The 20,810-nt window shown below is 72.1% G+C and carries 15 protein-coding genes; 8 read left to right on the forward strand and 7 right to left on the reverse strand.

What is annotated here, in order from left to right; all coding sequences use genetic code 11:
• Positions 1 to 46: 46 nt before the first annotated feature.
• Genes AC2EAQ_RS08530 through fba form a run of 3 tightly spaced genes read right to left on the reverse strand, consistent with a single transcriptional unit; the run spans position 47 to position 3,205 of the window.
• Positions 47 to 1,186, reverse strand: a complete 1,140-nt coding sequence (locus tag AC2EAQ_RS08530; RefSeq protein WP_484642126.1) for a hypothetical protein — start codon at positions 1,184 to 1,186, stop codon at positions 47 to 49.
• A gap of 14 nt (positions 1,187 to 1,200) precedes the next feature.
• Complete coding sequence (locus AC2EAQ_RS08535) at positions 1,201 to 2,097, reverse strand: phosphoribosylaminoimidazolesuccinocarboxamide synthase (protein WP_484642129.1); 897 nt, start codon at positions 2,095 to 2,097, stop codon at positions 1,201 to 1,203.
• A 43-nt stretch (positions 2,098 to 2,140) separates the two neighbouring features.
• A complete protein-coding gene (gene fba / locus AC2EAQ_RS08540; RefSeq protein ID WP_484642132.1) occupies positions 2,141 to 3,205 on the reverse strand; it encodes a class II fructose-bisphosphate aldolase in 1,065 nt (354 codons plus the stop codon).
• A 184-nt stretch (positions 3,206 to 3,389) separates the two neighbouring features.
• Between fba and AC2EAQ_RS08545 the strand changes: the two genes are divergently transcribed.
• Entirely contained in the window at positions 3,390 to 4,427 is a 1,038-nt protein-coding gene (locus AC2EAQ_RS08545; protein WP_484642135.1) for an STAS-like domain-containing protein, read from the forward strand.
• A 28-nt stretch (positions 4,428 to 4,455) separates the two neighbouring features.
• Here AC2EAQ_RS08545 and pyk read toward each other — a convergent pair whose 3' ends face one another.
• Positions 4,456 to 5,886, reverse strand: coding sequence for a pyruvate kinase (pyk, locus tag AC2EAQ_RS08550; protein WP_484642138.1), 1,431 nt, complete (start codon positions 5,884 to 5,886; stop codon positions 4,456 to 4,458).
• Positions 5,887 to 6,053: 167 nt separating this feature from the next.
• On the opposite strand from pyk, the gene AC2EAQ_RS08555 reads away from it, so the two are divergent.
• From AC2EAQ_RS08555 to AC2EAQ_RS08585, 7 genes are all read left to right on the forward strand, one after another.
• Positions 6,054 to 6,362 carry a DUF485 domain-containing protein gene (locus AC2EAQ_RS08555; protein WP_484642141.1) on the forward strand — a complete coding sequence of 103 codons (309 nt, stop codon included), beginning with the start codon at positions 6,054 to 6,056 and terminating at the stop codon, positions 6,360 to 6,362.
• Positions 6,359 to 8,086, forward strand: coding sequence for a cation acetate symporter (locus AC2EAQ_RS08560; protein ID WP_484642144.1), 1,728 nt, complete (start codon positions 6,359 to 6,361; stop codon positions 8,084 to 8,086). Before AC2EAQ_RS08555 ends, AC2EAQ_RS08560 begins: the two co-directional genes overlap by 4 nt.
• A 95-nt stretch (positions 8,087 to 8,181) precedes the next feature.
• Complete coding sequence (locus tag AC2EAQ_RS08565; protein ID WP_484642147.1) at positions 8,182 to 9,624, forward strand: putative nucleotidyltransferase substrate binding domain-containing protein; 1,443 nt, start codon at positions 8,182 to 8,184, stop codon at positions 9,622 to 9,624.
• A 15-nt stretch (positions 9,625 to 9,639) separates the two neighbouring features.
• The gene (locus tag AC2EAQ_RS08570) at positions 9,640 to 9,843 is read left to right on the forward strand and encodes a hypothetical protein (protein WP_484642151.1); all 204 of its coding nucleotides are present in this window, start codon (positions 9,640 to 9,642) and stop codon (positions 9,841 to 9,843) included.
• 1 nt (position 9,844) lies between these two features.
• A complete protein-coding gene (locus tag AC2EAQ_RS08575) occupies positions 9,845 to 12,532 on the forward strand; it encodes a sodium:solute symporter family transporter (RefSeq protein ID WP_484642156.1) in 2,688 nt (895 codons plus the stop codon).
• Positions 12,529 to 12,897 (forward strand): response regulator transcription factor, encoded by a 369-nt coding sequence (locus tag AC2EAQ_RS08580; RefSeq protein WP_484642158.1) that lies wholly within the window; start codon positions 12,529 to 12,531, stop codon positions 12,895 to 12,897. Before AC2EAQ_RS08575 ends, AC2EAQ_RS08580 begins: the two co-directional genes overlap by 4 nt.
• Complete coding sequence (locus tag AC2EAQ_RS08585; RefSeq protein WP_484642161.1) at positions 12,894 to 15,062, forward strand: exonuclease domain-containing protein; 2,169 nt, start codon at positions 12,894 to 12,896, stop codon at positions 15,060 to 15,062. The genes AC2EAQ_RS08580 and AC2EAQ_RS08585 overlap by 4 nt, the downstream gene beginning before the upstream one ends.
• 404 nt (positions 15,063 to 15,466) lie before the next feature.
• On the opposite strand, the gene AC2EAQ_RS08590 is transcribed toward AC2EAQ_RS08585, so the two are convergent.
• The 3 genes from AC2EAQ_RS08590 to AC2EAQ_RS08600 all read right to left on the reverse strand — a co-directional run bounded on the left by AC2EAQ_RS08590 (position 15,467) and on the right by AC2EAQ_RS08600 (position 20,795).
• Positions 15,467 to 16,642 (reverse strand): formyltransferase family protein, encoded by a 1,176-nt coding sequence (locus tag AC2EAQ_RS08590; RefSeq protein ID WP_484642164.1) that lies wholly within the window; start codon positions 16,640 to 16,642, stop codon positions 15,467 to 15,469.
• A gap of 77 nt (positions 16,643 to 16,719) precedes the next feature.
• Positions 16,720 to 17,685 carry an alpha/beta hydrolase family protein gene (locus tag AC2EAQ_RS08595; RefSeq protein WP_484642166.1) on the reverse strand — a complete coding sequence of 322 codons (966 nt, stop codon included), beginning with the start codon at positions 17,683 to 17,685 and terminating at the stop codon, positions 16,720 to 16,722.
• Positions 17,682 to 20,795, reverse strand: a complete 3,114-nt coding sequence (locus AC2EAQ_RS08600) for an efflux RND transporter permease subunit (protein WP_484642170.1) — start codon at positions 20,793 to 20,795, stop codon at positions 17,682 to 17,684. Before AC2EAQ_RS08600 ends, AC2EAQ_RS08595 begins: the two co-directional genes overlap by 4 nt.
• Positions 20,796 to 20,810 lie beyond the last annotated feature (15 nt).

Raw genomic sequence — 20,810 nt, forward strand, 5'->3', positions numbered from 1 at the left:
GGTGCCTCGTGAGATTGGCGCGTATGCGAGCCTTGCTCGCCGACGCCTACACCTTTGTCGGATCGATGCCGGCGAGGGCTTCGTCGAGGACAGCGACGATGCGCTGCTGCTGCTCGCGGTGGGAGGCGTGCAGGCGCTGGGCTTCGGCCTGGTGCTGGGCGGCGAGGCCGGCTTCGCCGAGGGCTTCGCGCACCTGGGCCAGGCGGGCCAGGGCCATGGCGCGGTCGTCGGTGTCGCAGGGGTCGGCCAGGGCCTGCTCGGCGGCGCCGGCCAGGGCGCGCGCGCGCTCGGGCTGGCCGCGGTTGAGCTCGCACCAGGCGCGGTCGGCCAGCAGGCAGGGCGCGATGCGCTTCAGGCCCTCGGCCATCGCGGCGTCGAAGTTGGCGTCGAACAGCGCCAGCGCGTCGGCCCAGCGGCACTGCGCGGTGAGCACCTGCGCGCGCAGGATCGGCACCAGCGAGCCGAGCGACGCGGTGCCGATGCCGGCGTCGTAGTGGCCGATCGACTCGGCGCCCATCAGCGCCTGCGTCACCGAGCCCGGGTCGCGCTTCTCGCCCTCGAACAGCAGCGCCATGCGCGCGAGGCTGGCGCGCATCCAGGCCTGGTTGTGCATCAGCGCCGACAGGTGGGCCTCGTCGCCCTCGGCGATGGCATGCCGGCGCGACGCCTCGTACCAGCGCTGCGCGGCGTCGGGCTGGCCGCCGAAGTGGTAGGCGTAGCCGGCCACCAGCGCGGCGCGGGCGCGCGCGCCGTGATGGTCGGGCGCGGCACCGTCGAGCGCCTCGCGCACCAGCTCGGCCACGCGCGTGGTGCCGCCATTGGCGAACGCCATGTTGGCCAGCCACGCCGCCGCAGTGGCACGCAGCCGCGCCGCGGCCGGGCCGCCGTTGCCGGCCAGCGAGTAGGCCAGCTCGATGGTGTCCTGCGCGTCGCGGCCGATCACGCTGTAGTAGCCGTGCAGGCCCTCGGCCAGCGCGACCCAGCCGCGCAGCATGTGGTTGGCCGGCTGCCAGGCGAGCTGGGCGTTGAGCTCGTCGATCGCGCCGCGCGCGCGCTCGAGCTGCCCCTGGCGCGCCAGCAGCGCCGCGCGCTCGGCGCGCAGGCACTGCGCCTCGATCGGGTTGGCGGCGCTCTTGATGGCCGCTTCCAGGGTGGCCAGCAGGCGCGAGCGCGGGACGGTGGCCATGGCGCGGTGCGGCCTCAGCCGGTCAGGCGCTCGAGCGCCTCGCGGTACTTGGCCGCGGTGCGTGCCACCACGTCGGCGGGCAGGGCCGGCGCGGGCGCGCGCTTGTCCCAGGGCTGGCCGTCCACGCGTGCAGCCTCGAGCCAGTCGCGCACGAACTGCTTGTCGTAGCTGGGCGGGTTGCCACCCTCGCGGTAGCTTTCTACCGGCCAGTAGCGCGACGAGTCGGGCGTGAGCACCTCGTCCATCAGCGTCAGCGTCCCGTCGGCGTCCAGGCCGAACTCGAACTTGGTGTCGGCGATGACGATGCCCTTGGTCAGCGCATAGGCCGCGGCCTCGCTGTAGAGGCGGATCGACACCGCGCGCACGCGCTCGGCCAGGTCGCGGCCGATCAGCGCCGCCGCCTGCTCGAAGCTGATGTTCTCGTCGTGGGCGCCGGCCTCGGCCTTGGTGGCCGGCGTGAAGATCGGCTCGGGCAGCTTGCTCGCGTTGACCAGGCCCGGCGGCAGCGCCACGCCGCATACCGACTGCGACTGCTGGTACTCCTTCCAGCCGCTGCCGGCGAGGTAGCCGCGCACCACGGCCTCGATCGGCAGTGGCTTCAGGCGCTTGACCAGCATCGAGCGGCCGCGCACCTGGGCGCGCTCGTCGGGGGCGACCACGCTCTCGGGGTCGTCGCCGGTGAGGTGGTTGGGCACCACGTGCGCCAGGCGGCCGAACCAGAACAGCGCCATGCGCGTGAGCAGCTCGCCCTTGCCGGGGATCGGCTCGCCCATGACGACGTCGAACGCCGACAGGCGGTCGCTGGCCACCATCAGCAGCCGGTCGTCGCCGACAGCATAGTTGTCGCGCACCTTGCCGCGCGCCAGCAGCGGCAAGGACTTCAGGTTCGACTGCAGCAGGGCCTCGGGCATGGCGCCGATTCTAGTCAGCGCCCCTCGGCCCGGCCCTTGCGCGTCAGACCACCGTCTGGGCCAACGCGCCGCTGGCGTAGCGCTGTGCCACGTCGTCCAGCGACAGCGGCTTGATCTTGCCGGCCTGGCCCTCGCAGCCGAACTGCAGGTAGCGCTCCTTGCAGATGCGGTAGGCGGCCTCGCGCGCCGGCTTGAGCCATTCGCGGGCGTCGAACTTCTCCGGGTTCTCGGCCATGAACTTGCGCACCGCGCCGGTCATCGCCAGCCGGATGTCGGTGTCGATGTTGATCTTGCGCACGCCGTACTTGATGGCCTCCTGGATCTCCTCGACCGGCACGCCGTAGGTCTCCTTCATGCGGCCGCCGTACTGGCGGATCTGCTCGAGCAGGTCCTGCGGCACGCTGGAGCTGCCGTGCATCACCAGGTGGGTGTTGGGGATGCGGCGGTTGATCTCCTTGATGCGGTCGATCGCCAGGATGTCGCCGGTGGGCTTGCGGGTGAACTTGTAGGCGCCGTGGCTGGTGCCGATGGCGATCGCCAGCGCGTCGAGCTGCGTGCGCTTGACGAAGTCGGCCGCCTGCTCGGGGTCGGTCAGCAGCTGCTCGCGGGTCATCGTCGAGTCGGTGCCGTGGCCGTCCTCCTTGTCGCCCTTCATCGTCTCGAGCGAGCCCAGGCAGCCGAGCTCGCCCTCGACGGTGATGCCCAGCCGGTGCGCCATGTCCACCACCTTGCGGGTGACATCGACGTTGTAGTCGTAGCTGGCGATGGTCTTGCCGTCGGCTTCCAGGCTGCCGTCCATCATCACCGACGAGAAGCCGAGCTTGATCGCTCCGGCGCACACGTCCGGGCTCTGGCCGTGGTCCTGGTGCATCACCAGCGGCACCTGCGGGTACTGCTCCACGGCGGCCAGGATCAGGTGCTTGATGAAGGCCTCGCCGGCGTACTTGCGCGCCCCGGCGCTGGCCTGCAGGATCACCGGCGCACCCACTTCGGCGGCGGCGGTCATCACGGCCTGCACCTGCTCCAGGTTGTTGACGTTGAACGCCGGGATGCCGTAGCCCTGCTCGGCGGCGTGATCGAGCAGCTGGCGCATGGAAACGAGAGGCATGGAGGACTCCGGGAAGGGGCGGTTACGGGCCGGTTACGGATCAGGGTTTTCGAGGCCGGAGTTTAGGCGCCGGGCATCGCCTTTCACCGGAAATGGCAGGCCCTTGCCCGTGTATTCCCACTCAAGCAGGGGCCCCACGATCGCACACTGGACCCTGCATCGACCCCTGCTGCCGGGAGTTCCCATGACCGCCGCCCCCCTTGCCGACCGCTCGCCTGCCACGCTGCCCGCGCTGACGGCCTGGATCACCCGTGCCGCGCTCGACCACCCGGCCGACCTCGACCGCGTGGTCGCGCAGCGCCTTGGATGCTCGCTGCGCACCGCCCGGCAGTGGCTGGCGCGCCTGGCCGGCCTGGGCTGGCTGGAGCGCTCGGGCACGCCGCGCCGGCCGCACTGGCGCCCGGGCGTGCTGCGCCAGGTGATGCAGCGCTACCGCCTCGACGGCCTGCAGGAGGACCGGCCCTGGACGCGCGACTTCGCGCCCGCCTTCGACCTGCGGCCCAACGTGGCCCGGCTGGCCCAGCACGCCTTCATGGAACTGCTCAACAACGCCGTCGACCACAGCGGGGGCACCTGCGTGGCGGTGTCGATGCGCCAGACCGCACTGCACCTGCAGCTGCTGGTGTCCGACGACGGCGTGGGCCTGTTCCAGCGCATCGAGCAGGCGCACGGCATCGACGACGCCGCGCTGGCGATGCTGGAGCTGGCCAAGGGCCGGCTGACGAGCCAGCCCGAGCGCCATGCCGGCCGCGGCCTGTTCTACACCGCCCGCCTGGCCGACATGCTCGACCTGCATGCCAACCAGCACGGCTTCCGCCATGCGGCCGCGGCCGGCTGGCAGCCCGCCCGCGCCGCGGCCGACCGCGGCACCGCCGTGTTCGTGGGCCTGGCGCTGGACACGCCGCGCACGCTCGACGAGGTGCTGCGCTCGGCCAGCGCCGACGGCCAGGGCTATGGCCTGGAGCGCACGCGCGTGCCGCTGCGGCTGCTGTGCGACGCCGGCACCGCGCTGGACTCGCGGGCGCAGGCGCGCCGCGTGGCCGCCCGGCTGGGCAGCTTCGGCATTGCCGAACTGGACTTCGCCGGCGTGGACGCCGTGGGCCACAGCTTCGCCGACGAGCTGTTCCGCGTGCTGCCCGCGCAGCAGCCGGGCTGGAGCGCACAGGTCTGCGGCGCCGCGGCGCCGGTGGTGCGCATGATCGACGCGGTGCGCGCCGCCTGACACCCGGCTCCCCGGCCGGGGCCCACGGTCAGGCCACCCGGCAGACCTTGAGCATGTTGGTGCCGCCGGGGTAGCCCATCGGCTCGCCGCAGGTGATGGCATAGGTGTCGCCGGGCATCAGCACGCCGCGCGACACCAGGATCTTCTCGGCCGCGGCCAGCGCCTGGTCGCGGTCGCCGAAGTTGGGCATCAGCATCGGCCGCACGTTGCGGTACAGCGCCATGCGGCGCTGCGTCACCACCTGCGAGGTCAGGCCGAAGATCGGCGTGTGGCTGTTGTAGCGGCTCATCCACAGCGCGGTGGAGCCGCTCTCGGTGAGCGCGATGATGGCCTTGCAGCCCAGGTGGTAGGCGGTGAACAGCGCGCCCATCGCGATGCTCTGGTCGATGCGGCCGAACTGCTTGTTGCTGAAGTCGGCGTCCAGCCGCACCTCGTCGGCACCCTCGGCCTCGAGGCAGATCTGGGCCATGGCCTCCACCGTCTCCACCGGGTACTTGCCGGCGGCGGACTCAGCCGACAGCATCACTGCGTCGGTGCCGTCGAGCACGGCGTTGGCCACGTCGCTGACCTCGGCGCGCGTGGGCACCGGGTTGACGATCATCGACTCCATCATCTGCGTGGCGGTGATGGTGGTCTTGTCCAGCGCGCGCGCCATCTTGATCATGCGCTTCTGCAGCGCCGGCACGGCCGCGTTGCCGACCTCGATGGCGAGGTCGCCGCGCGCAACCATGATGCTGTCGCTGGCGCGCAGGATCTGCTCCAGCGCGGGGATCGCCTCGCTGCGCTCGATCTTGGCGATCAGGCCCGGCTTGTGGCGCCAGGGCTCGCCGGCCACGTTGCACAGCTGACGCGCCATCTCCATGTCGGTGGCGCTCTTGGGGAAGCTCACCGCCACGTACTCGGCCTGGAAGCTCATCGCGACCTTGATGTCCTCCATGTCCTTGGCAGTGAGCGCGGGCGCGGTCAGGCCGCCGCCCTGCTTGTTGATGCCCTTGTTGTTGGACAGCGTGCCGCCGACCTTGACGACGGTCTGCACCTTGTCGCCGGCCACGTCCTCCACCGTCAGCACCAGCAGCCCGTCGTTGAGCAGCAGCGTGTCGCCGGGCTTCACGTCGCGCGGCAGTTCCTTGTAGTCCAGACCCACGGCCTCGTTGTTGCCGAGCTCGGTGCGGTTGGCGTCGAGCGTGAAGCGCTGGCCCTGCCGCAGCATCGTCTTGTCGCCCTCGAACTTGCCGACGCGGATCTTCGGGCCCTGCAGGTCGGCCATGATGGCCACCGCCTTGCCGGCCTGGTCGGCCGCCGCGCGCACCATGGCCGCGCGGTCGATGTGGTCCTGTGCGGTGCCGTGCGAGAAGTTCAGCCGCACCACGTCCACCCCCGCGGCGATGAGTCTTTGCATCACCTCCGGCGAGGACGACGCGGGGCCGAGGGTGGCGACGATCTTGGTGTGGCGTGGCATGGCGGGCTCGTGTGGAGGACGGCCGATTATCGGCGCCGCTTCGGCCGCTGTCAGTTTCGGCTCAGTTTCATGTCAGTCGCGGTTGGTTTCGCGTCAGAGCAGGGTCAGAGCGCCGGCCAATCATGCCGCCTCGCGACGGAGTCCCCGCCGCACCGACAGGAGACGACATGAACGAAGACCTGGCAACCCGGATCGCCAGCCACCCGAAATACCAGGAACTGCGCGCCAAGCGCACCGGCTTCGGCTGGTGGCTCACGCTGGCCATGATGGTCGTGTACTACGGCTTCATCCTGCTGGTGGCCTTCAACAAGCCCTTCCTCGCGCAGCGCCTGGGCGACGGCGTGATGACCGTGGGCATCCCTCTCGGCTTCGGCGTCATCGTCTTCACCGTGCTGATCACCGCGTTCTACGTGCGCCGCGCCAACAGCGAGTTCGACGACCTGACCGAAGCCATCACGAAGGCGGTGCTGAAATGAGCCGGATCCATTCCCTGTCGCGTCAGCTGCTGACGCTGGGCACCCTGGCGGGCGTGTCCGTGGCCGCGTGGTCGGCCGGTGCCGACCTCGGACAGGCCGACAAGCAGGCCACCAACTGGACGGCCATCGGCATGTTCGGCGTGTTCGTCGCGTTCACGCTGTTCATCACCAAGTGGGCCGCCGCGCGCACCAAGAGCGCCGCGGACTTCTACACCGCCGGCGGCGGCATCACCGGCTTCCAGAACGGCCTGGCGATCGCCGGCGACTACATGTCGGCGGCGTCCTTCCTGGGCATCTCGGCGGCGGTGATGGCCTCCGGCTTCGACGGCCTGATCTACTCGATCGGCTTCCTGGTCGGCTGGCCGGTGATCACCTTCCTGATGGCCGAGCGGCTGCGCAACCTGGGCAAGTTCACCTTCGCCGACGTGGCCGCCTTCCGCTTCGAGCAGACGCCGGTGCGCATGTTCGCCGCATCGGGCACGCTGGTCGTGGTGGCGTTCTACCTGATCGCGCAGATGGTGGGCGCGGGCCAGCTGATCAAGCTGCTGTTCGGCCTGGAGTACTGGATCGCCGTGGTGCTGGTCGGCGGCCTGATGATGGTCTACGTGCTGTTCGGCGGCATGACCGCCACCACCTGGGTGCAGATCATCAAGGCGATCATGCTGCTGGGCGGCGCCTCGTTCATGGCCTTCATGGTGCTGCTGAAGTTCGGCTTCTCGCCCGAGGCGATGTTCGCCGAGGCGGTGAAGATCAAGACCGACCTCGCCACCAAGGGCGGCAAGCCCGCCGAGGAGGCGGCCACGCTCGGCCAGTCGATCATGGGCCCCGGCGGCTTCGTCAAGGACCCGATCTCGGCCATCAGCTTCGGCATGGCGCTGATGTTCGGCACCGCCGGCCTGCCGCACATCCTGATGCGCTTCTTCACCGTGCCCAGCGCCAAGGAAGCGCGCAAGTCGGTGATGTGGGCCACGGGCTGGATCGGCTACTTCTACATCCTGACCTTCATCATCGGCTTCGGCGCCATCAGCTTCGTGCTGACCAACCCGCAGTTCCTGGACTCCAAGGGCGCGCTGCTCGGCGGCGGCAACATGGCCGCCATCCACCTGGCCAACGCGGTGGGCGGCAACGTGTTCCTCGGCTTCATCTCGGCGGTGGCCTTCGCGACCATCCTCGCGGTTGTGGCCGGCCTCACGCTGTCCGGCGCGTCGGCGGTGTCGCACGACCTCTACGCCACGGTGATCAAGAAGGGCAAGGCCGACAGCAAGGCCGAACTGGGCGTGTCGCGCATCACGACCGTGGTGCTGGGCATCGTCGCCGTGGTGCTGGGCATCGCGTTCGAGAAGCAAAACATCGCCTTCATGGTGTCGCTGGCCTTCGCGATCGCCGCGTCGGCCAACTTCCCGGTGCTCTTCATGAGCGTGCTGTGGAAGGACTGCACCACCAAGGGTGCGGTGGTCGGCGGCTTCCTGGGCCTGATCAGCTCGGTGGTGCTCACGGTGGTGTCGCCGTCGGTGTGGGAAGCCACGCTCGGCAACCCCAAGGGCTCGGCGCTGTTCCCCTACACCTCGCCGGCGCTGTTCTCGATGACGATCGCCTTCGTCACCATCTGGGTGGTGTCGCTGATGGACCGCAGCGGCCGCGCCGCCAAGGACCGCGCCGGCTTCATGGCCCAGCAGGTGCGCTCGGAGACCGGCATCGGCGCCGACGGCGCGTCGGGGCACTGAGTCCCGACCCCGAACTGCATCAAGTCCGCGCACGGGACTGCAGGCACACTGCCTGCAGTCCCTTCTTGCTTGAAGAACCGCCCGACGGCCCCGCCATGTCCGAACCCACCGCACAGGATCCGCAGCGCGAGATGCTGTCGCTGGCCACGGCGCGCGTGCGCGACGCCTTCGTGCGCGCCCCCTGCTATGTCGACGGTGCGCTGGACCTGGTGTCGGTGTGCCGCGAGCTGTCGGCGCGCGGCCTGACCAACGCGCTGGTGCGCGACACCCGCGACGGCCGCGAGCGGCTGGGCATGTTCACCACCACCGACCTGCGCGACGCGCTGCTGCGCGACGTGTCGCCCGCGGCGCTGCCGGTGCGCGACGTGGCGCGCTTCGACCTGGTGGAGGTGTCGCCCGACGCGCCGCTGTACGAGGCGCTTTGGCTGATGGTGCGCCACCGCGTGCACCGCCTGCTGGTGCGCGACGGCGACCAGGTGCTGGGCGTGCTCGGCCAGCTCGACCTGGTCAGCCTGGTGGCCAACCACTCGCACCTGATCGCACTGCAGATCGACGACGCAGCCGGCCTGCCCGAGCTCAAGGCCGCCGCGGCGCGCATCGACGCCATGCTGGCCCTGATGCACGACGGCGGCATTCGCATCGAGCGCATCGCGCGCCTGGTGGGCGACCTGAACCGCCGCCTGTTCGCGCGCACCTGGTCGCTCGTCGCGCCGCCCGAGCTGGTGGCCGCGAGCTGCCTGCTGGTGATGGGCAGCGAGGGCCGCGGCGAGCAGCTGCTCAAGACCGACCAGGACAACGCGCTGCTGCTGCGCGACGGGTTCGAGGTGCCGGGGCTCGACGCCATCGCCGCGCGCTTCAACGGCGCCCTGGCCGAGCTGGGCTACCCGCCCTGCCCCGGCGGCATCATGCTGACCCACCCCCTGTGGTGCGCGCCGCTGGCGCGCTTTCGCGAGACGCTGCGCGGCTGGGTCCATGGCGCCGACCCGCAGGGGCCGATGCACCTGGCGATCTTCTTCGACGCCGCCGCCGTGGCCGGCGACGCCTCCCTGCTGGCGCAGGCACGCGACCACCTCGACCAGGTGCTCACCGGCAGCGACGCCTTCCTTGCGCGCTTCGCCGCTGCGGCGGACCAGTTCGACGAGGCCCCGAGCTGGTGGACCCGGCTGACCACGCGCGCCGAAGACCAGCCGCTGGACCTGAAGAAGCTCGGCACCTTCCCCATCGTGCACGGCATGCGCGCCCTGGCGCTGCGCCACCATGTTCGCGAGAGCGGCACCGCCGAGCGCATCCGTGCGCTGGTGGCGCTGCAGCAGCTCGACGAGCCGCTCGGGCGCGACCTGCTCGAGGCGCTGCACTACCTGATGGGCCTGAAGCTGCGCCAGCAGATGCGCCAGCGCGCGGCCGGCCAGGCGCCCGGCAATCTGGTGCGGCCGGCCGACCTGAGCACGATGGACCGCGACCAGCTCAAGGACGCGATGGCCATCGTCGGCCGCCTGCGCGCGCTGCTGCGCCAGCGCTTCCACCTCGCCTCGCTCTAGCCCCGGCCGACGGTCATGAAACCCTCCGCGCGCACGCCCCGGCTGGTGGCCCTGTTCGCGGCGGGCTGGCTGCTGCTGAACTTCCCGCTGCTGGCGCTGTGGGACCGCGGCCTGGCCGTGGGCGGCTGGCCGCTGCTGCCCACGGCGGTGTTCGTCGGCTGGGCCGTGCTGATCGCCGCCGCCGCCTGGGTCTGCGAGTCCGACGATCCCGAGGACTGACATGTCCCCCGCGCTCGTCCTGGCCGCGTCGTTCGCCTACCTGCTGCTGCTGTTCGCGGTGGCGCGCTTCGCCGACGCCCGTGCCGCGGCCGGGCGTTCGGTGATCGGCAACCCCTGGGTCTACACGCTCAGCCTGGGCGTGTACTGCACCGCCTGGACCTACTTCGGCAGCGTCGGCCGCGCCGCCACGTCGGGGCTGTGGTTCCTGCCGATCTACCTCGGGCCGACGCTGGCGATGCTGCTGGCCTGGCCGGTGCTGCGCAAGATGATCCGCATCGCGCGCCAGTACCGCATCACGTCGATCGCGGACTTCATCGCCAGCCGCTACGGCAAGAGCCGCAGCCTCGCCGCGCTGGTGACGCTGATCGCGCTGGTGGGCATCCTGCCCTACCTGGCGCTGCAGCTCAAGGCGATCGCCAGCGGCTTCGCGCTGCTGACCACCGAGCCCGGCGCGCCGCACCCGGTGCTGCCGTGGTGGCGCGACACGACGCTGTACTTCGCGCTGGCGCTGGCCGGCTTCACGGTGGCCTTCGGCACGCGCCACCTCGACACCAGCGAGCGCCACGAGGGCATGGTGGCGGCCATCGCGCTGGAGTCGGTGGTCAAGCTGGCGGCCTTCCTGGCCGTGGGCGCCTTCGTGTGCTGGGGCCTGTTCGACGGGCCGGGCGACATCTTCGCGCGCGCCGCGGCGCGCGACGACCTGCGCCCGCTGCTCGGCCTGGGCGGCGAGCAGCGCTTCGCCGGCGGCCAGTGGTTCGCGCTCACGCTGCTGGCGATGCTGTCGCTGCTGTTCCTGCCGCGCCAGTTCCAGGTGATGGTGGTCGAGAACGTCGATGAGCGCCACGTACGCCGTGCCAGCTGGGCCTTCCCGCTGTACCTACTGCTGATCAACCTGTTCGTGCTGCCGATCGCGCTCGGCGGCCTGCTGCACTTCGGCCCCGGCGGCGCCGACCCCGAGACCTTCGTGCTGTCGCTGCCGCTGGCGCAGGGCTGGCAGGCGCTGGCGCTGGCGGCCTTCATCGGCGGCCTGTCGGCGGCCACCGGGATGATCATCGTCGAGGCCATCGCCGTGGCCACGATGGTCAGCAACGACCTCGTGATGCCGCTGCTGCTGCGCAGCCGGCGCCGCGACGACCCGCGCGACCTCAGCCGCACGCCGCTGGCGGTGCGGCGCATCGTGATCGTGGCGCTGCTGCTGCTGGGCTGGCTGTACTTCCGCATCGCGGGCGAGGCCTACGCGCTGGTCAGCATCGGCCTGATCAGCTTCGCCGCGGTGGCGCAGTTCGCGCCCGCGCTGCTGGGCGGCATGTTCTGGAAGGGCGGCACGCGCGCCGGTGCGCTGGCCGGCCTGGGCGCCGGCTTCGCGCTGTGGGCCTACACGCTGATGCTGCCGTCGATCGCCAAGTCGGGCTGGATCGACGCCGGCTTCATGCACCAGGGGCCCTTCGGCATCGCCCTGCTGCGCCCGGAGCAGCTGCTCGGCCTGACCGGGCTGGACAGCCTGACCCACGCGCTGCTGTGGAGCCTGCTGGCCAACGTCGGGCTTTACGTCGCGGTGTCGCTGGCGCGGGCGCCCGACGCGCTGCAGGCGGCGCAGGCGCTGCGCTTCGTGGATGCGATGCAGCGCACGCCCGGCACCGACGCCGCAGCCGGGCCGGTGCTGTGGCGCGGCCGCGCCAGCGTGGACGCGCTGCGCCGCGTGGCGGTGCGCTTCCTCGGCGCGCCCGCCGCCGAGCGGCTGCTGGCCGACTACGCCCAGGCCAGCGGCGCCGCGCGCGTCGACCGCATCGTGCCCGACGCGCGCCTGGTACAGCATGTGGAGACGCAGCTCGCCGGCGCCATCGGCAGCGCGTCGGCGCGCGCGGTGGTGGCCTCGGTGGTCGAGGAGGAGCCGCTGGCGCCCGACGACGTGCTGCGCCTGCTGGACGAAGCGTCGCAGGTGCGCGCGCTGAACCGCCAGCTCGAGAGCCTGGACCGGCTCAAGGACGACTTCATGTCCTCGGTGACGCACGAGCTGCGCACGCCGCTGACGTCGATCCGCGCCTTCGCCGAGCTGATGCGCGACGACCCGCAGATGGACAGCGCCCAGCGCCAGCAGTTCCTCGGGCTGGTGGTGGCCGAGAGCGAGCGCCTGTCGCGCCTGGTCAACCAGGTGCTGGACATGGCCAAGATCGAGTCCGGCCAGGGCGACTGGCGCAACGACGAGATCGACCTGCGCGAACTGGTCGCGCAGGCGGTGCAGACCACGGCGCGGCTGTTCGCGGAGCGCGGCGCGCAGGTGGACGTGGACACGCCCGCGGCCGACGCGCCGCTGCCGCGCCTGCGCGCCGACCGCGACCGCCTGCTGCAGGTGCTGATCAACCTGCTGTCCAACGCGGCCAAGTTCGTGCCCGAGGGCCGCGGCCGGGTCTCGGTGACGCTGCGCACCGACGCCCGCGCGGCCACGGTGGAAGTGGCCGACAACGGCCCCGGCGTGCCGCCGGAGCAGCAGCAACTCGTGTTCGAGAAGTTCCGCCAGGGCGGGCCTTCGACGCAGCGGCCGCAGGGCACCGGCCTGGGGCTGCCGATCAGCCGCCGCATCGTCGAGCACTTCGGCGGGCGCCTGTGGCTGCGCAGCGAGCCCGGCCGGGGCGCCACGTTCGGCTTCGACCTGCCCTGGACGCCAGACCCCGAGGAGACCGCCGCATGAAGCATGTGCTGATCGCCGACGACGAGGCGAACATCGTCGTGTCGCTGGAGTTCCTGATGAAGCGCGAGGGCTACCGCGTCAGCGTGGCGCGCGACGGCGACGCCGCGCTGGCCGCGATCCGCGAGCTGCGGCCCGACCTGGTGCTGCTCGACGTGATGATGCCGGGGCGCAGCGGCTTCGACGTCTGCCAGGCGGTGCGCGCCGACGAGTCGCTGGCCGGCGTGAGAATCCTGATGCTGTCGGCCAAGGGGCGCGACACCGACCTGGCCAAGGGCAGCGCGCTCGGCGCCGACGCCTACATGACCAAGCCCTTCGCCACGCGCGAGCTGGCCGACAAGGTGCGCGAGATGCTGGGCACGCCGTGAAGATCGACCGCCGCGAATGGGCCGCCGCGCTCGCCCCGGGCGCGCTGCTGGCCGTCGTCGGCGCGGCCGGCGGCGCCGGCTTCGCGGCCACGCTGTCGGCAGGCGAGCGTGCCGCGCTGATGGCCCTGCTCGAGCCCCGCGCGGCGCTGCTGCTGCTGGGCTGGCTGCTGCTGTCGGGCGCGCTCGGTGCCGCGCTGCGATGGGCCTACCTGCGCTGGGTGGCCAGCGCCGCGCGCCTGGCCGAGCAGGCCGGCGTGGTCGTCGCCGGGTCGGGCGGCGCACTCGCCGTGGAGCCCACGGCCGGCGCCGAGACGCAGGCCCTGGCCGAGGCCTTGCGCCAGCTCGCCGGCCAGCGCGACGCGCTGCGCGCCGACATCGCAGCCCAGGTGCGCGAGGCCAGCCGGGGCGTCGAGCAGGAGCGCAACCGCCTGGCCGCGCTGATGGCCGAGCTGACACAGAGCGTGGTGGTGTGCAACCTCGACGGCCGCGTGCTGCTCTACAACAGCCGCGCGCGCACGCAGTTCCGCGCCCTGTCCAGCGCGCCGGCGCTGGCCGACGGTGCCGAGCTGCTCGGCCTGGGCCGGTCCATCTACGCCGTGCTCGACCGCGCGCTGGTGGCGCATGCGCTGGAAAGCGTGCAGCAGCGGCTGGCGCGCGGCGCGGCGCACCCGTCGGCGCAGTTCGTCACCGGCACCCGCGCCGGGCAGCTGCTGCGGGTGCAGATGGCGCCGGTGCGCGACATCGACGCCGGCAGCGACGGCGCCGCGCTGGCCGGCTTCGTGCTGATGCTGGAGAACATCACGCGCGACTTCGCCGACGAGGCCGAGCGCGACCGCCTGCTGCACGGCCTGACCGAAGGCAGCCGCGCCTCGCTGGGCAACCTGCAGGCGGCGGTGGAGATGCTCGACTACGACGACCTCGATGCCCCCACGCGCGAACGCTTCCTGGGCGTGATCCGCGACGAGGTGGGCACGATGAGCCGGCGCATCCAGCAGCTCGACAGCCACACCGCGCAGACGCTGAAGACACGCTGGCCGCTGGAGGACATGCTCGGCGCCGATCTGGTGGCCGCCGCCTGCCGCCGCATCGAGGCCGAGCACGGCTGCCGCGCCGCGCCGGCCGAGGTCGACGCCGGGCTGTGGCTGCGGGTGGACAGCTTCTCGCTGCTGCAGGCGCTGGTGCACCTGGCCGGCCGGCTGGCGCAGGAGTACGAGGTGAAGCTGGTGCAGCTGCGCCTGGCGCGCGCCGAGGGCCGCGCGCGGCTGGATCTCGTCTGGAGCGGCCCGTCGATGAGCACCGAGACGGTGATGGGCTGGGAGAACGACCCGATGCGCAGCGGCGACGCCGGCGTGACGCTGACGGTGCGCGACGTGGTCGAGCGCCACGACGGCGCGTTCTGGTTCGAGCGCGAGCGGGTGCGCCACCAGTCGCTGTTCCGTCTGCTGCTGCCGCTGGCGGCCAGCAGCGAGCAGCTCGACGCCGCGCAGTTCGTGCGCGGCGACAGCCGCCCCGAGGTGTACGACTTCGACCTCTTCGCCGCCAGCGACAGCGCGCGCGCGCTGGCCGACCGCCGCCTCGCGGACCTCGCCTACACCGTGTTCGACACCGAGACCACCGGCCTGGAGCCGTCGGCCGGCGACCAGATCCTGCAGATCGGCGCGGCGCGCATCGTGGCGGGCAAGCTGCGCCGCGAGGACCGCTTCGAGCAGCTGGTGAACCCGCAGCGCGACATCCCCGCCGCGGGCATTCCGATCCACGGCATCCGCCCCGAGATGGTGGCCGACGCGCCGACGATCGACCGCGTGCTGCCGGCCTTCCACGCCTTCGCGCAGGACACCGTGCTGGTGGCGCACAACGCCGCGTTCGACATGCGCTTCCTGCAGCTCCAGGAGGCGCGCACCGGCGTCGTCTTCGACCAGCCGGTGCTCGACACGCTGCTGCTGTCGGCCGTGGTGCATCCGCAGCAGGCCTCGCACGGCCTGGAGGCGATCGCCGAGCGGCTCGGCGTGACGGTGCTGGGCCGCCACACGGCGCTCGGCGACGCGCTGGTCACCGCCGAGGTGTTCCTGAAGCTCGTGCCGCTGCTGGCCGAGCGCGGCATCCACACGCTGGAGCAGGCGCGAGAGGCGGCGCAGAAGACCTACTACGCGCGCGTCACGTACTAGTTCGGTGGGACGCTGACGACCAAGCCCTTCGCCGGGCATCTGCGGTCGTCGGTGGTGGGTTGCGGGCCGGCGACGGCGCAAGCTCGGCCGTGCGGGGGAGGCTCCGACCTCCATGTCCCCCGCCGTCGGCCTGCGGCCGCCGGCTCCTCCTTGACTTGCGGTCGAAGCCTCCCCCGCACACCCGAGCCGGCACCACGGTGGCACGCGGATGGCGCATGCCGCCTGCCGCATGCCGCGGTGGTGGCAGGGCCGAGGGCGGCGGGTGCCCTGCCCCGCAAGTCAAGGAGGAGGCCCGGACGCCGTCCGGGCCGGGGGACATGGAGGGGCAGGGCACCCGCCGGCCTCGGCCTCCAGCGAGCGTTCGCAGGTACTGCGCAGCGGCAGCAGCGGTGGCGAGCGAAGGCTCAGACCCGCGAGTCCTGCCAGCCCGGCCCGCCCTGCTCGCCCAGCGCGATGTCGACCATCAGCGATCGCGCCAGCTCGCCCAGTTCGGCGCGCAGCGCGTCGGGGTCGAGCCGGGCCGGCACCAGCAGGTGTGCGGCCACCTTGAAGCGGGCCTTGGCCGCGCCCTCGGCACGCAGCGTCTCGGTGGCCAGGCGCTCGATGCTGATGCCGCGCTCGGCCAGCAGTCGCGTCAGGTCGGCCACGATGCCCACGCGGTCGTCGCCCACCAGCTCGAGGAAGAACGCGCGCCAGCCGGCCGGCGCCGAGGCCGCGCCCTCGCTGGTGGCCACGGCCACCTTCAGGCCGGTGGGTTCCAGGCCGCGCAGCGCGTCGGCCAGCGCCGCCGCGTTCTCGCGCGGCACTTCGAAGTGCACCATGCCGGCGAACTCGCCCGCGATGCGCGCCATCTGGCTCACGGTCCAGTTGGCGCCGTGGCGCTGCGCGCGGTCGGACAGCGAACGCACGATGCCCGGCCGGTCCGGGCCCATCACGGTGGCCACCAGCGACGCGGTGGTCGACGCCGCGTCCTCGGTCAGCACCACCGCCTTGCGCAGCATCGGCGCCTTGGTGGCGAAGCGCTGGTCCTGCATGCGCGCCGGCAGCGCGCCGTGCTCGGCGGCGTGACGCACCACCTGCGCCAGCAGACGCAGGCCCATCGGCGCCAGTTCGCGCTCCCACAGCGTGCGCGCGGTGTCGCCGCGCGCCACGAAGCACCAGTCCTGCGCTGCCACCGCGCCGGCGTCCCAGCCGTCGGCCAGGTGATAGACCGAGCCGCCGGCGATCGGGTCGCCTTCGAGGATGGTCCATTCCACCGCCGCGATGCCGCGGTGGCGCGGCAGCAGCGACGGGTGGTAGCCCACGCCGCCCAGGCGCGCGCGCGCCAGCGCCTCGTTGGTCACGCGGGCATGGGTGTGCGCGGCCACCACGAGGTCGATGCCCTCGGGCACGGCCTCTGCCGGCACGATCTTCGGATTGGCCAGCACGTGCAGCGGCACGCCCGCGGCGCGCGCGGCATTGGCCAGGCGGTCGTCCTCCTCGGGCGCGACCACGCCCGCGATCTGCACGCCCGGTTCCTTGCGCAGCGCTTCGAATACCGTCGCGCCGAAATAGCGCGACCCCACGATGGCCAGCTTCATGCGTTCCGCCTCCTCGGCGCACCCCGCGCCGGCGCGGCCATTGTCGGGCAAGCGAAGGCCGGCCCGGCCAGCCGGGATCAGCCGAGGTCGAAGCGGTGGCTGGCGAGGATGCGGCGGTGCCGCTCCACCCATTGCACCAGCGGCGCCGCATCGGCACGACCGAACTGCGCGTCCAGAAAGGCCAGCGTCAGCTCGCGCGTGGCCTGCTTGACGAGCGGATTCAGCTCCGCGCCGCCGGTGCCGGCGCGGTCGGTGAACATGCTGTGCGAGCCGCCCTCGAACACCGCCAGCGCCTTGCGGCGGCTGCCGACGGCCTCGTAGACCGCGATGCGGTCCTCGGCGCCGGACCAGTAGCCCGGAATGCGGATCACGTCGCCGGTGGCGGTGACGTGCAGCATGGGCAGGCGCACCGGCGACAGGATGCGCGCCGGGTCGGCCTCGCCGTAGAACGGCGGCGCCGACAGCACCACGGCGGCGGCGATGCGTTCGTCGTGCAGGTCCACCGTGCGGCCGTCGCGCTCGACCCGCGCGCCCGCGGCCAGCAGCGTGGTGTTGGCGCCATAGCTGTGGCCGGCCGCCGCGATGCGCTGGCGGTCGATGCGCTCGCCCAGCGGGCCGGCCAGCAGCGTGTCGAGCGCGAAGCGCAGGTCGCGCGGCCGCTCCACGGCCTCGCGCTCCTGCGCCGCGTCCTGCAGGCGGCCGACCAGGCCCAGCGGATTGCCCATCCACAGGGCGCGGTCGCTGCCCACGTGCTGCAGGTGCAGGCTGGCGATGCCATGCGACGACCAGTGCTGGCCGAGGTAGCTGTAGCCGCGCCGCGAACCGCCGATGCCGTGCGAGAACACCACCAGCGGCACCGGGCCGCCCGCGGCGGCGGCGCCGGGCCAGTACAGCCGCACCGGCACCGCGCGCTGGCGCTTCATGTCGACCCAGTCGAATTCCTGCACCTCGAACGGTGCGCCCTGCTGGGCGTAGGCGCGCCAGGAGGCGAGCGCGAGAGCGCCGCCGGCCAGCAGCGCGGAGGCAAAGGCGCGGCGCTTCATGCCCGGCCCTCCGTGCCTGCCTCGACCGCAGGCGCTGGCCGCGTGCCGCGCAGCGCATGCCAGCGCCGCACGAACCACTGCACCATGTCGTCGACGTAGGTGAACACCACCGGCACCACCAGCAGGCTGAGGAAGGTGGACGTGATCAGACCGCCGATCACGACGATGGCCATCGGCGCGCGGAAGCTCGGGTCGGTGCCCAGGCCGATGGCGATGGGCAGCATGCCCGCACCCATCGCGATGGTGGTCATGACGATCGGCCGTGCCCGCTTGTGGCAGGCGTCGAGCAGCGCGTCCCAGCGGCTCATGCCACGCTCGCGGCGCGCCATCACCGCGTACTCCACCAGCAGGATCGAGTTCTTGGTGGCGATGCCCATCAGCATGATCATGCCGATCATCGCCGGCATCGACAGGTCGGTGCGCGTGATGAACAGCGCCAGCATCGCGCCGGGGATCGACAGCACCAGCGCCGCCAGGATCGTCACCGGCTGGACCCAGGCGTGGAACAGCAGCACCAGCACGATGTAGATGCAGGCCACCCCGGTGAGCATGGCCAGCAGGAAGCTGGTGAACAGCTCGGCGAAGGCCTCGGCGTCGCCCACCACCGTCTGGCGCACGCCCGGCGGCAGGTTGGCCACCGACGGCAGCTTCTCGGCGGCGGCCTGCACCGCACCCAGCGCCTGGCCGTTGAGCTCGATCTCGAAGTTGACGTTGCGCGCGCGGTCGTAGCGGTCGATCTGCGCCGGCCCGCTCGCCAGCTCGATGCGCGCCACGTTGCCCAGCGGCACCGGCCCGTGCGCGCCGGGCACGCCCAGGCGCTCGATCAGGGCGAGGTCCTGCCGCGCGGCGTCGGCCAGCTTCACCACCACCGGCACCTGACGCTGCGACAGGTTGAGCTTGGACAGCGCCTGCTCGTAGTCGCCGGCCGTGGCGATGCGCAGCGTGTCGGCGATGGCGGCCGAGGTGACGCCCAGGTCGGCGGCGCGCGCGGCGTCGGGCCGCACCACCAGTTCCGGCCGCTGCAGGCTCGACGTGCTGGTCACCTGGCCGATGCCGGGGATGGTGCGCAGTTCCTGCTCGACGACGCGGGCATGGGCGTTGAGCACGTCGCCGTCGTCGCCGGCCAGCACCAGGATGAACTTCTCGGCCGAGCCGCCGAAGCCGACGTTGAAGCGCGCACCGGGCAGCGGCTCGAGCGCCTTGCGCAGGTCGGCCTCGATGGCCTGCTTGGTGATGCCGCGGCGCTCGCTGCGCGGCGTGAGGTTGATGGTCAGGGTGGCCTTGCGCGCCTCGGCGGCGCCGGCGGGCATGAAGGGGTCGCTGCCCGCCCGGCCGCCGCCCACCGCGGTGTAGACGAGCTTGACATGGGGATGCCGCGCCACCGCCTCGCGCGCGGCCTCGGCCACGGCCAGGGTCTGCGAGAACGTGCTGCCCGGCGGCAGCGAGATGTAGACCTGCGTCTGCGACAGGTCGTCTGGCGGGATGAAGGCACCCGCGATCTGGCCGGTGAAGACCGGCGTGCACGAGGCCACCGAGAACACGGTGGTGGCCAGCAGCGTCTTGACCCGGTGCTTCAGGCACCAGCTCACCAGCCGCATGTAGCCGGGCATCCACGACGGCTCCGGATGATCCTTGGCCGGCCGGCGCAGCAGGTAGGCCGCCATCATCGGCGTCAGCATGCGCGCCACCACGAGCGAGAAGAACACGGCGATCGCCGCCGTCCAGCCGAACTGGACGAAGAACTTGCCCGGCACGCCGCTCATGAACGCGGTGGGCAGGAACACCGCGATCAGCGTGAAGGTGGTCGCGATGACCGCCATGCCGATCTCGTCGGCGGCCTCCATCGCGGCGTCGAACGGCTTCTTGCCCTGCGCCAGGTGGCGCATGATGTTCTCGATCTCGACGATGGCGTCGTCCACCAGGATCCCCACCACCAGCGACAGCGACAGCAGGGTCACCACGTTGAGCGTGAAGCCCATCCAGTGCATGACCATGAAGGTGGGGATCGCCGACAGCGGCAGCGCCACCGCCGACACGAAGGTGGCGCGCCAGTCGCGCAGGAAGAACCACACCACGACGATGGCGAGGAAGGCGCCCTCGAGCAGCAGCGCCATCGAGCCGTCGAAGTTCTCGACCACCGGGTCGACGAAGTTGAACGCTTCGGTCACCTCCACGTCCGGGTGGGCCGCGCGCAGCTCGGCCAGGCCGACGCGCACGCCCTCGGCCACGTCGACCTCGCCGGCGCCGCGGGCGCGCGTGATCTCGAAGCCCACCACCGGCTTGCCGTTGAGCAGCGCGGTCGAGCGCTGCTCGGCCACGGTGTCGGTCACGCGGGCCACCTGGTCCAGGCGGATGCGGCGGCCGTCGGCCAGCGCGACTTCCATTGCGCCCAGCTCGGCGGCCGTCTGCACGGTGGCGATGGTGCGCACCGACTGCTCGACGCCGCCCAGGTCGGTGCGGCCGCCCGAGGCTTCCTGCTGCACGTCGCGCAGGCGGCGCGAGATCTCGGCGGCGGTGACGTTGAGCGCCATCAGGCGCGCCGGGTCGAGCTCGACATGCACCTCGCGCGTGACGCCGCCCACGCGGCTGACCGCGCCGACGCCGCGCACCGCGAGCATGCGCTTGGTGACCTCGTTGTCGACGAACCAGGACAGCGCCTCCGCGTCCATCCGCGTCGACGCCACGGTGTAGGTGAGGATCGGCGCGCCGGCCAGGTCCATCTTGGCGATGACCGGATCGCGCAGGTCGGCCGGCAGGTCGGAGCGCACGCGCGACACCGCGTCGCGCACGTCGTCCAGCGCCTCCTGCGTGGGCTTCTCAAGCCGGAACTCGGCGGTGACGGTGGCGGTGCCGTCCTGCACCTTGGTGTAGAGGTGCTTCAGACCCTGCACCGTGGCGATCGAGTTCTCGATCTTGCGCGCGACCTCGGTCTCCATCTGCGCCGGTGCGGTGCCCGGCAGCGACGCGGTGACGGTGATCGTGGGCAGGTCGATGTCCGGGAACTGCTGGATCTTCATCGCCCGGAAGCCGATCACGCCGGCCACCGTGAGCATGATGAACAGCAGGATCGACGGGACCGGGTTGCGGATCGACCAGGAAGAGACGTTCATGGTGCGTGCTCCCGG

It is taken from the genome of Aquabacterium sp. T101, from assembly GCF_057219775.1.